Annotated in this window: 13 protein-coding genes; 12 read left to right on the top strand and 1 reads right to left on the bottom strand. The window is 29.5% G+C overall.

What is annotated here, in order from left to right; translation table 11 throughout:
- Nucleotides 1-17 precede the first annotated feature (17 nt).
- From minE to JWF52_RS14355, 3 genes are all read left to right on the top strand, one after another.
- The gene (gene minE / locus JWF52_RS14365; protein WP_208334277.1) at nt 18-302 is read left to right on the top strand and encodes a cell division topological specificity factor MinE; all 285 of its coding nucleotides are present in this window, start codon (nt 18-20) and stop codon (nt 300-302) included.
- Between the two features lie 113 nt (nt 303-415).
- A complete protein-coding gene (gene rodA, locus JWF52_RS14360; RefSeq protein WP_208334232.1) occupies nt 416-1,534 on the top strand; it encodes a rod shape-determining protein RodA in 1,119 nt (372 codons plus the stop codon).
- Between the two features lie 17 nt (nt 1,535-1,551).
- On the top strand, nt 1,552-1,965 hold the full coding sequence (locus JWF52_RS14355) for a methylglyoxal synthase (protein ID WP_208334231.1): 414 nt from the start codon (nt 1,552-1,554) through the stop codon (nt 1,963-1,965).
- A 51-nt stretch (nt 1,966-2,016) separates the two neighbouring features.
- Here the strand turns inward: JWF52_RS14355 and JWF52_RS14350 are convergent, their stop codons facing one another.
- On the bottom strand, nt 2,017-3,210 hold the full coding sequence (locus JWF52_RS14350) for an FprA family A-type flavoprotein (protein WP_208334230.1): 1,194 nt from the start codon (nt 3,208-3,210) through the stop codon (nt 2,017-2,019).
- 366 nt (nt 3,211-3,576) lie between these two features.
- Here JWF52_RS14350 and JWF52_RS14345 point away from each other — a divergent pair, with 366 nt between their 5' ends.
- The 9 genes from JWF52_RS14345 to JWF52_RS14305 all read left to right on the top strand — a co-directional run bounded on the left by JWF52_RS14345 (nt 3,577) and on the right by JWF52_RS14305 (nt 12,016).
- Nucleotides 3,577-5,421: a TIGR03960 family B12-binding radical SAM protein gene (locus tag JWF52_RS14345; protein ID WP_208334229.1), complete on the top strand. Its 1,845-nt coding sequence runs from the start codon at nt 3,577-3,579 to the stop codon at nt 5,419-5,421.
- 2 nt (nt 5,422-5,423) lie between these two features.
- Nucleotides 5,424-6,122 (top strand): TIGR03936 family radical SAM-associated protein, encoded by a 699-nt coding sequence (locus tag JWF52_RS14340; protein WP_208334228.1) that lies wholly within the window; start codon nt 5,424-5,426, stop codon nt 6,120-6,122.
- Nucleotides 6,123-6,213: 91 nt separating this feature from the next.
- Nucleotides 6,214-7,611, top strand: a complete 1,398-nt coding sequence (locus tag JWF52_RS14335) for an Rne/Rng family ribonuclease (protein WP_208334227.1) — start codon at nt 6,214-6,216, stop codon at nt 7,609-7,611.
- 115 nt (nt 7,612-7,726) lie between these two features.
- Nucleotides 7,727-8,038 (top strand): 50S ribosomal protein L21, encoded by a 312-nt coding sequence (rplU, locus tag JWF52_RS14330; protein WP_208334226.1) that lies wholly within the window; start codon nt 7,727-7,729, stop codon nt 8,036-8,038.
- A gap of 14 nt (nt 8,039-8,052) precedes the next feature.
- Nucleotides 8,053-8,370 (top strand): ribosomal-processing cysteine protease Prp, encoded by a 318-nt coding sequence (locus JWF52_RS14325; RefSeq protein WP_042275704.1) that lies wholly within the window; start codon nt 8,053-8,055, stop codon nt 8,368-8,370.
- Nucleotides 8,371-8,383: 13 nt separating this feature from the next.
- Nucleotides 8,384-8,674, top strand: a complete 291-nt coding sequence (rpmA, locus tag JWF52_RS14320; protein WP_042275702.1) for a 50S ribosomal protein L27 — start codon at nt 8,384-8,386, stop codon at nt 8,672-8,674.
- 118 nt (nt 8,675-8,792) lie between these two features.
- Complete coding sequence (obgE, locus tag JWF52_RS14315) at nt 8,793-10,070, top strand: GTPase ObgE (RefSeq protein ID WP_208334225.1); 1,278 nt, start codon at nt 8,793-8,795, stop codon at nt 10,068-10,070.
- 20 nt (nt 10,071-10,090) lie between these two features.
- Nucleotides 10,091-10,462 carry a YhbY family RNA-binding protein gene (locus JWF52_RS14310; protein WP_208334224.1) on the top strand — a complete coding sequence of 124 codons (372 nt, stop codon included), beginning with the start codon at nt 10,091-10,093 and terminating at the stop codon, nt 10,460-10,462.
- 219 nt (nt 10,463-10,681) lie between these two features.
- Complete coding sequence (locus JWF52_RS14305; RefSeq protein WP_208334223.1) at nt 10,682-12,016, top strand: CoA-disulfide reductase; 1,335 nt, start codon at nt 10,682-10,684, stop codon at nt 12,014-12,016.
- Nucleotides 12,017-12,043: the final 27 nt, after the last annotated feature.

Here is a 12,043-nt window from a genome sequence, read left to right as displayed (position 1 = left end):
GGGATATGTCAGTGTCAGTGTTAGATTTTTTAAAAGTTTTTTCTGACGAGTCTAAAACGAGTAAATCAGTTGCAAAAGAAAGATTAAAATTAGTTTTAGTGCATGATAGAGTCGATTGCTCTCCTAAGTTTTTAGATATGATAAAGACCGATATTTTAAAAGTTATAGCAAACTATGCTGAAATAGAAGAAGATGGTCTTGAAATAAAAATGTCTAAAGCTAGAGGAGATCAAGAAGATATAACAGTGTCTGCATTAGTCGCTAATATACCGCTAAAAAATATAAAAGATAGAAGTATATAAAGGATATTTTAAAGGGGGATGGGCTAAAATCCCCCTTTATTTATTTTAAAGTAATTCACAAATACACGACTTAAGTTAAGTTTTCAATTTATAGTTAGAAAGACGGTGAATATATGATCGGATATAAATCGACCATTAAATTAATAAAGCAATTAGACTGGAAGTTAATATTAACAGTACTAGCAATATTTGTTTTTGGGCTTGTAATATTAGTAAGTGCTACACATGCACAAGATACAGGTAATTATAAACAAGTATTTGTCCAAGGAATGGCTTTTGCATTAGGTATAGGTATGATATCTATAATGCTATTCTTTGATTATAACTTTTTAGGAAAGTATTATAAATCATTATATATAATTAGTTTAGTATTATTATTTATAGTTTTAATACCTGGGATTGGAGCCGAAAGAGGTGGAGCTAGATCTTGGATCAATTTAGGACCTTTAGATTTTCAAACATCAGAGTTAGCAAAACTAACTTTTATATTAAGTTATGCTAAAATAGTAGAATCTAGAAAAGGTAAATTAAATACTATAAAGGATATTATACCAGTTGTAGTGTACGCTTTACCTTTTATAGGATTGTTATTTGCCCAACCTGATTTAGGAACAGCAATAGTATTTTCTTGTATAATAGCAGGAATGTTATTTACAGCGGGCCTTGATATAAAGTTGATAAAGAGGGGGATAATAATAGCGCTTGTGTCTTTGCCTATAATGTATTTATTTATGGCACCTCATCAAAAAGATAGAATAGAAGCATTTTTAAACCCTGAAGACCCAACACTAAAAGGAAATTATCAAGTTATGCAATCTATGATTGCCATAGGTTCAGGTGGACCAACTGGTAAGGGATTATACAATGGTAGTCAAAGTCAAGAAGGATTTTTACCTGTTCAAGAAAGTGACTTTGTATTTGCTGTTATAGGTGAAGAGTTAGGAGCAGTAGGAATGGCTGCTGTAATAGCATTATATGCGATTTTCTTAACTAGGATGATTTATATAGCTAGAGAAGCTAAAGATTTTTATGGTACACTAATAGTAATAGGAGTAATGAGTATGTTTGGATATCAAATTATTCAAAACATAGGTATGACAGTGGCACTAATTCCTGTAACGGGAGTAACACTTCCGTTTATTAGTTATGGAGGAAGTTCATTACTAACATCCTTAGCTAACCTAGGATTAGTTTTAAATGTTTGTATGAGAAGAAAAAAAATAAACTTTTAATCATAATGGAGGGGCTTATGAATATTGCATTAGTAGCACATGATGAAATGAAAAACACAATGGTAGGGTTTTGTATAGGTTATGAAGTTATATTAAAAAACTATGGTCTTTACGCAACAGGAACAACAGGAAAGAGGATAATGGATGAAACAGAATTAAACATTAATAGGCTTGCATCAGGTCCGCTTGGAGGAGATCAACAAATAGGATCATTAATAGTATCTCAGGATATAGACTTAGTAATCTTTTTACGTGATCCTCTTACATCTCAGGCACATGAAACTGATATACAAGCATTAATAAGACTGTGTGATGTTTATCATGTACCAGTAGCTACAAATCTTGCATCAGCAGAAATATTTATAAAGGCACTAGATAGAGGGGAACTTTCTTGGAGAGAGGTTAGAAAAACTACTAGCCAAAGAGTTTAATAAGCGAATTAAAGGACAAGGTTAAATTTAACCTTGTCCTTTTTATATTAACTATTTAACTAATTTAGCGAATTCTACACCAAAGTCGAAACACTCTTGTAATGTATCATCACATGGGAAGAATTTTTTCTTTAAAGTTGGTATAGGCATTTTGAAGTTCATAGCTTTAAGGTTACATTCAGCCATAGTAAGACCTTCACCACTCCATCCGAATGAACCAAATACTCCTGCTATAGAACCTATATTAGCCATAGGATCTATTGTAGAGAATAAGTCCCACATAGGTTTAACCATAGTTTTATTTATTGTAGGAGAACCTAATAATATAACTTTAGACATTACAACTGCATCATGCATATCTTTTAAAGACATTTCTTCTAAATCATATAATTTAACATTAGCACCTTCTGATAGTAAACCTTCTTCTATTTTTTTAGCCATAGTTAAAGTGTTTGTATAAGCTGATAAGTAAAATACTGATACTTGATTTTGATTAGTAGTTTCTATAACTTCAGTTGACCAATCTAAATATCTTTTAACTGCAGCCATAGGGTCTTTTGTAAGCATAGGACCATGAGAAGTTAATATTGTATCAAAATCTAATTTTAACTCTACAACTTTATTTATAGCACTTAAAACATGTTTAGCAAATGGTTTAACTATACAATCATAGTAATGCTTAGCTGATTTTAAGTAATCTTCACTTTCAACAACATTAGCATCAACACTTGCAAAGTGACATCCGAAAGCATCACAAGTGAATAAAGTTTTATCTTCTTCTATATAAGTAAACATTGTATCTGCCCAGTGTAAGAATGGCGCAGTTATAAATTTAATGTTTCTTTTTCCTATATTTAATACTTCACCATCAGTTATAACATGACATTTAAAAGGTTTATTTATTTGGTCATTTAAATATAATTTAGCAGCTTTAGTACAGAAAACTTCTATATTAGGATTTAAGTCTAATAAATATTTTAAGCTACCAGCGTGGTCAGGCTCAGTATGATGTATTACTACATAATCTATATCTTTTATATCTGTAACTTCAGATAAATTATTTAAAAATTCTTCTTTGAAATTTCCTTTTACCGTATCAAATAAAACAGTTTTTTCATCTTTTACTAAATAACAGTTATAAGTAGTCCCGAATTCAGTTTCCATTATTATGTCAAATACTTTTAAATCTTTATCTACTACACCTGTACAGTAAATATCCTTTTTTATTTCAAATACATTACTCATTGAAAATCCTCCTAAAATTAATTTCATATAAAGATTATACCCAATTTATTTACACTGAAACAAAATGTTACATATTTGTTCTTTGTATACAAAAAACGTTGAAAAATTATTTTAAAAATAGTATTCAATTATATTATATCAAAAAAAGTATAAAAAAATGATTTTTGCATGGAATTTAATACTATATATAGATTGAGGTTATAATATAAAAATATTTAAGACTTATAAAAATATTCAAATAGATAATGTCTAAATATTTGGAAAAACTATTATTTATAAGTAATAAAATTTTGATACATAATATCATATCGTGTATAATAGTAATTATGTCTAAAACAATAAACATATTCGGAGGTTTTAAGATAAATGAATAAGGTTGACTTAAAAAGAATTTTGAAAAAGGTAGAAAAGCCAGCAAGATATCTTGGTAACGAAATAAATTCAATACATAAAGATACTTCAAATAAAAATCTAATAAGATATGCTCATTGTTTTCCAGATTTATATGAGGTTGGGATGAGTCATTTAGGAAGTCATATACTATATGATGTAATAAATAGAGATGCAGATGTATTTTGTGAAAGAGTATATTCTCCTGCTGTAGATATGGAAACTATAATGAGAGAAAAAAATATACCTATGTTTGCATTAGAATCAAGAGAAGCAATAACTAATTTTGATTTTGTAGTTTTTACTCTTCAATATGAACTTTCATATACTAATATTTTAAATATATTAGATTTAGCAAATATACCTTTACTAAGAGAAGAAAGAAAATTAGAGGATCCATTTATAATGGTAGGTGGACCTTGTGCATACAATGTAGAGCCGTTATCTGATTTTGTTGATATAGTAATTTTAGGAGAAGGTGAAGAAGTAAACCTAGAAGTTGTAAATGCTTATAAAGAATGGAAGAAAAATAAGACAACTAGAGAAGATTTCTTATATAAAGTTTCTCAGATAGAAGGGGTTTATATACCTAGTTTTTATGATGTAACTTATAATGAAGATAACACAGTTAAGGATGTTACTCCTAATAGAGAAGGTGTACCAGCTAAGGTACAAAAGAGAATAATAAAAAATGTTGAAGAAGTACCATACCCAGAAAAACTAATAGTACCATTTATTGATACAGTTCATAACAGAGTTGTATTAGAGTTATTTAGAGGATGTACTAGAGGCTGTAGATTCTGCCAAGCTGGTATGATTTATAGACCTATAAGGGAAAAAAGTTTAAATAGATTAAAAGAAATAGTAGATAAATTAATTAAGAATACAGGATATGATGAAATATCACTTTCATCTTTAAGTACTAGTGATTATTCACAATTAGCAGACCTTACAGATTTCTTAGTTGAAGAATATGCGTCTAAGAATATAGGTATATCACTTCCATCACTTAGACTTGATAACTTCTCTATGGAAATAGCTGAAAAAATACAACAAGTTAGAAAATCAGGCCTTACATTTGCACCAGAGGCTGGTACTCAAAGAATGAGAGATGTTATAAATAAAGGTGTAAGTGAAGAAGATTTATCAAATGCAACAAGAAAAGCATTTGAAATGGGATGGAATAGCGTTAAATTATACTTTATGATAGGACTACCAACTGAAACTTATGATGATTTAGATGGTATAGCAGATCTTGCTTATAATGTTATAGATACTTATAGAGATGTTCATAATGGAAAGATAAAAAGAAGCTTTGGAGTTACAGTAAGTACATCTACATTTGTACCTAAACCATTTACACCATTCCAATGGCATGGACAAGATACAACTGAAGAAGTTATAGAAAAGCAAAGACATTTAGTTAAAAAATTAAAAAATGGAAATATAAAATATAATTACCACGACTCTAAGACAAGCTTAATGGAAGCTGTTATTGCTAGAGGAGATAGAAAAATAGGAAAAGTTATATATGATGCATTTAAATCAGGTGCTAAATTTGATGGATGGTCAGAGTACTTTAATTTAGATACTTGGAAAGAAGCCATGGAGAAAAATGGACTTGATATAGCCTTCTATGCAAATAGAGAAAGAGACTATGAAGAAGTATTCCCGTGGGATCATATAGATGTAGGTGTAACTAAGAAATTCCTAGTTAGAGAAAATGAAAAATCAAGACAAGATGCAATTTCTCCAGATTGTAGACATAAGTGTAATGGATGTGGAATAAACGCACATGATATAGGAAGGGGGCTTTGCTAATTATGAGCAAAATAATAAGAACTAAATATAATAAAGAAGGAGATATGATATACATATCACATCTTGATTTACAACAATTATTACAAAGAGCATTTAGAAGAGCTGATATAGACTTAGTTCACTCTCAAGGATTTAACCCTCATCCTAAAATAAGTTATGGAAATGCCTTAGCTTTAGGTACTGAAAGCCAAGGAGAGTATGTAGATGTTGAAATAGTAGACGATTTAAGTGTAGAAGAATACTTAGATAGAATGAATAAACAATTACCAGAGGGTATAACTTTTATAAAAGCAATGGAGATAAATAAGCAAACTCCATCATTAGCTTCAACTATAGAATATGGAGAATATTTATTTACTATAGAAGTTGAAAAATCATTAACTAAAGAATTAGTAAAATCTAAAATTTTAGATTTTATGAGTAACGAAGAAATAATGATAACTAAAAAAAATAAAAAGGGTAAAATGGTAGAGTCTGATATAAGGCCTATGATAAAGAGCTTTGATTTATTGGATATTCAAGATAATAAAATAATTTTAGAGGCTATGCTTGCTACTGGTTCTAAAGCAAATTTAAATAATAATGTATTTGTTCCTAAGATACTAGAAATGTTAGAATTAGAAATGGATCCATTAGATGTAGATATACTAAGAAGAGATTTATATGTAGTAGAAGATAATCAATTAGTATCTCCTATGTAGTGAAAAGGTGGGTAAAACCACCTTTTTATGTACAATTTTTGAGAAACTGCGTTAGTGATATGAAAATAGCTAATTTTGTAAGGAGTAATATATGAAGAAGATAATAATAGAGTGTCTAGTAGCATCTCAAAAAACTGCTATATTAGAAAATGATAAACTAACAGAATTATTAATTGAGGATAATATAAAAAGTAAAACTGCATCAAATATATATAGAGGCATAGTTAAAAAAGTACTACCTGGAATGCAAGCTTGCTTTGTAGATATAGGATTTGAAAAGCTAGCGTATCTTCAGTTGAAAAAAGATAATGGTATAAAATCAGGGCAAGATGTATTAGTTCAAGTAAATAAAGAAGAGATAGGAACTAAAGGTGCAAAGCTTAATTTAGAAATAAGTATAGCTGGAAGATACCTAGTCTATATACCATCTAATAATAAAACAACAGTTTCAAGTAAGATATCAAAAGAAGAAGAAAAAGATAGATTAAAAGAAATTGTAAAATCTGCAAGTCCTAATAATTTAGGTTTTATAATAAGAACTGAAGCAGTTGGGTGTAGTAAAGAAGAATTAGAAAAAGATATTATAGATCTAAAAAATAAATATGAAAATATATTAAAAGAGTATAAATTAGGTATAGGGCCAAAACTTCTATATAAAGAATTAGATTTATCTAGTAAGTATGTAAAAGATAATATAAACGAAAATGTAGAAAAAATAGTAACTAATAGTTGTGAAAAATATGAAGAAATAAAAAATATTCTAAAATATATAAATAAAGATTATGTAAACAAGCTAGTATTAGAAGATAAAAAAGATATATTTAATTTATATAGAATAGACGGTCAAATAGATAAAGCACTAAGCAAGAAAGTATGGCTAAAAAGCGGAGGATACTTAATAATAGAAAAAACCGAAGCTTTAACAGTAATAGATGTTAATACAGGTAAATTTACGGGTAATTTAAAGTTATCTGAAACAGTTTATAAAACAAACCTGGAAGCATCAATTGAAATAGCTAAGCAACTAAAGCTTAGAGACATTGGTGGAATAATAATAATAGACTTTATAGATATGCATAAAGATATATATAAAGAAGATGTAATTAAATATTTAAATAGAGAACTTAAAAAAGATAAAAGAAAAACAGAAGTACTAGGAATGACAAAATTAGGATTAGTAGAAGTTACAAGAAGAAGAGAAAAGGACTCTATAGATAAATACTATATAGATACAGAGTACAAAGACTATGGGGCTAGAAAATCAATTAACTATATTATAGATAGTATTGAAAATGAAGTATTAAGAATTAGCCAGCATACATCATATGAAAATATAAAAATTGAATTAAATGGAAATGTATATAATGTTATAAATGAAAAATTTACAAATATAATTAAAAATATTGGAGAAAAATATGGTATAATCATATCGCTAGGAAAAAACAGTGAATTAAATTACGAAAAAATAAATATAATTTATAATACTTAGTTGACAATTGTACATTTAAGTAGTAAAATTAATAACTGTAATGCCGCACAGAAAAGGTTAAAATCTTCTTAGGAAGTACCTATATGGCGAGTTTAAGACCGAGGAGGTGTATTTAATGTACGCTATAGTTAAAACAGGTGGAAAGCAATATAAAGTTGCTGAAGGTGATGTATTATTCGTTGAAAAGTTAGAAGCTAACGCAGGTGATGTTGTTACTTTAAACGAAGTATTAGCTTGCACTAAAGATGGAGAGTTAGTAGTTGGAGCTCCTGTTGTTGAAGGTGCTTCTGTTTCTGCAAAAGTTGTAGAACAAGGTAAAGCTAAGAAAGTTGTAGTTTTCAAGTACAAAGCTAAGAAAGACTACAGAAGAAAGCAAGGACATCGTCAACCATACACTAAGATAGTTATCGAAAAGATAAATGCTTAATTAAAGGTTAAGTAATGATAAAAGTTAAATATTATTACGATGATGACTTTTCACTAAAAGGATTTTGTTTAAAAGGTCATGCTGATTTCGCTGAAATTGGTTATGATATAGTATGTTCTGCAGTTACATCTAATGCTATTGCAGTAATAAACTCTTTAGACAAATTAGTGAAGGTTGAATTTGAAACTGTAATAGGACAAGAAGGTCATATAGAATGTATTGTTAAAGATACATATATTGAGAAATCTCAATTATTACTGAATCATTTTCAATTAGCAATTGATGGAATTAAACGGGAATATCCCAAAAATATAAAAATCTTAAAAAAGTAGGGGGTGACTCCATATGTTAAACATGAACTTACAGTTACTTGCATCTAAGAAAGGGGTAGGGTCTTCTAAAAACGGTAGAGATTCTATATCTAAGAGATTAGGTGTTAAGAGATTCGACGGACAAGTAGTAACTGCTGGTAGTATAATAGTAAGACAAAGAGGTACTAAAATACATCCAGGAACTAACGTAGGTATAGGTGGCGATGACACTTTATTTGCATTAGTTGACGGTGCTGTTAAATTCGAAAGAAAAGATAAGAAGAGAAAGAAAGTAAGTGTATACCCAGTATCAATAGCTGAGTAATACATAAAAAAGGAGTGTTAATGCACTCCTTTTTCTTGTAAATAGATATTTACAGAATGATATATATCTATTTTGGGAAAAATAAATAAAAAATGACTTAATCAAGTAGGTGATTAATATGTTTATAGATAAAGCAAGAATTTTCGTTAAAGCCGGAAACGGTGGAAATGGTTCGGTAGGATTTAGAAAAGAAAAATATGTTCCAGCTGGTGGTCCAGATGGTGGAGACGGTGGACATGGTGCAAGTATAGTATTTGAAGTAGATTTAGGTCTTAGAACATTAATGGATTTCAAATATCAAAGAAAATACTCAGCAGAGCCAGGTGGAGACGGTGGAAAGTCAAAAAGAGCAGGTAAAAATGGAGAAGATTTAATTCTTAAAGTTCCTGCAGGTACGATAATAAGAGACGAAGCAACAGGTCTTATCTTAGCAGATTTAAAAGAAGAAGGCGATAAAGCGGTAGTTGTTAGAGGTGGTAGAGGTGGAAAAGGAAACCAACACTTTGCCAATGCAGTAAGACAAGCTCCGGCTTTTGCTAAATCTGGTACAGATGGACAAGAAAGATGGGTAACATTAGAGCTTAAGATGATAGCTGATGTAGGGTTACTTGGATTCCCAAATGTAGGTAAATCTACATTCTTATCAGTTGTAACTAAGGCTAAGCCAAAGATAGCTAATTATCATTTTACAACTTTAACACCTAATTTAGGTGTTGTTCAAACTAAGTTTGGAGATAGTTTTGTATTAGCAGATATACCAGGGCTTATAGAAGGAGCTGCTGAAGGAATTGGTCTTGGACATGATTTCTTAAGACACGTTGAAAGAACTAAAGTTTTAATTCATATAGTAGACATATCTGGCTTAGAAGGTAGAGATGCTTTAGAAGACTTTGATAAAATAAATGATGAACTTAAAATGTATAATGAGAGATTATCAACAAGACCACAAGTTGTAGTTGCTAATAAGATAGATATATTAGAAGATGAAAGTACATTTGAAGAATTTAAGGCTGAGCTAGAGGGTAGAGGATATAAGGTATTTAAAATGTCTGCTGCTACTCGACAAGGTATAGATGATGTAATAGCTTATGTATCTCAGTTATTAAATGAAGTTGAAGATGTAGAGTTAGTTACAGAAGAAGAAATGTACAAGCCAGAATTAGACATTCAAGAAGATGAAGGCTTAGATATAGATATAGAAGATGGAGTATATGTTGTTAAAGGTAAAGCACTTAGAAGAATTATGTACTCTGTTAACTTTGATGACATGGAATCTCTTCAATTCTTCCAAAAAGCTATGGAAGGTCAAGGTGTATTTGACAAACTTAGAGAAATGGGAATTGAAGATGGAGACACAGTTAGAATTTACGAAATAGAATTCGAATTCTATAATTAGAAAAGACACGAGGTGACAAAATGTTAAAAGGAAAGCAAAGAGCACACTTAAGATCAATAGCGAACACTTTAAAGCCTGTTACTCAAATAGGAAAAGATGGTGTAACTGAAAGTTTTTTAGAGCAGCTTGATGGAATGTTAAAAACTAGAGAGATAGTTAAAGTTACAATACTTGAAACTGCAGGGCTTGATACAAAAGAAACTGCAAATGCAGTATGTGAAGCTTTAAGAGCAGAATTTGTTCAAGCTATAGGATCTAAGTTTACTTTATATAAAAAAAATATGGATGAACCTAAAATAGTATTCCCTGGACATGCTCCAGCTAAAGCTAAAGTTAAAGATGAGAATGTTACTAGAAAAGGTAAACCAACTAAAAGATCAGCTAGAAGATAAATAAATTTTAGATAAAACAAAAGCATTTGTAAAATTACAGATGCTTTTTTTGTTTTTGGGTAATTATAATATTATAAAATAGAATTTTATATATAAAAAGGAATGTTAAAATATAGCTTTTTATATCAAAAAATGTTAAGATAATAACTGTATAAGTTAAAGTGTATAATAAAAATATATTTAATATATAAAGAATGTATCATTTTAAGGAGGAACAAAATGAGAGTTATTATAATAGGGGCAGTTGCAGCAGGTATGAGTGCAGCAGCAAAGTTAAAAAGAATGCAGCCTGAATATGAAGTTGTAGTTTATGAAAAAACTGATGTAGTATCATTTGGTGCTTGTGGGCTTCCATACTTTGTTGGAGGATTCTTTGATGAAGCTGAAAAAATGATAGCTAGAACACCAGAAAAATTCAGAGAAACAGGAATTGATTTAAATGTATTTAATGAAGTGGTAAACGTTGACCCAGTTTCAAAAAAGGTTATAGTGAAAAATGTGAAAACTGGTGAAGAGTTTGAAGATTCATACGATAAGTTAATGATAGCAACAGGAGCAAGTAGTATAATACCTCCTATTAAAAATGTTAAGCTTGAAAATGTTTCAACATTAAAAAGCATGGAAGATGGAGTAAGAGTAAAAGAATTATTAAATAAAGAAGAAAATAAAAACATAGTTATAATAGGGGCAGGATTTATAGGATTAGAAGCTGTAGAAGCAGCTAGACATTTAGGAAAGAATGTTACTGTATTCCAAGCTGGAAATAGAATATTAGAACAAGTTTTTGACAAAGAAATAACTGATGTATTAGAAGAAGAAATAAGAAAACATGAAGTAGACTTAAGATTAGAAGAACTTGTTTCTGAATTAGTTGGAGAAACTAAAGTAGAAAAGGTTATAACAAATAAAGGTGAAGTTAAAGCAGATGTAGTTATAATAGCTACAGGAGTTAGACCAAACACTGCGTTCTTAAAAGATAGTGGAATAGAAATGTTACAAAATGGAGCTATAATAGTAGATGAGTTTGGGAAAACATCTGTAGAAGATATATATTCAGCAGGAGACTGTGCAACTATTAAAAATATTGTTAGTGGACAAGATACATATGTACCATTAGCAACAGGAGCTAATAAATTAGGAAGAATAGTTGGAGAAAATTTAGCTGGAGCTAATAATACATTCCAAGGGTCTTTAGGTTCAAGTTGCTTAAAGGTTATGGATATGGAAGCTGGTTCAACTGGTTTAACAGAAGTACAGGCGGAGAAATTAGGATTAGATTTTAAAGTTAAGTTTATATCTGATTTCAATCAAACTAACTACTATCCAGGTAGAGATAAAATATATGTAAAACTTGTATATGATGCAAAAACTAAAGTTATATTAGGTGGGCAAGTTGCTGGATTTAAAGATTCAGTTCAAAGAACAAATGTAATAGCAGCAGCTATATTTGGAAAATTAACAACTAATCAATTAGGAATGTTAGATTTATGTTATGCACCACCATTTGCAAGAACATGGGATGTATTAAACGTAGCAGGAAATGTAGCTAAATAGTTAAAATAAAAGCATCTATAAATTTAT

Origin of the sequence: Clostridium sp. CCUG 7971 (assembly GCF_017590215.1) — a bacterium.
GTDB lineage: Bacteria > Bacillota > Clostridia > Peptostreptococcales > Peptostreptococcaceae > Faecalimicrobium.
Note: the sequence above shows the minus strand (reverse complement) of the source record. Positions and strands in the feature narration are given on the sequence as shown.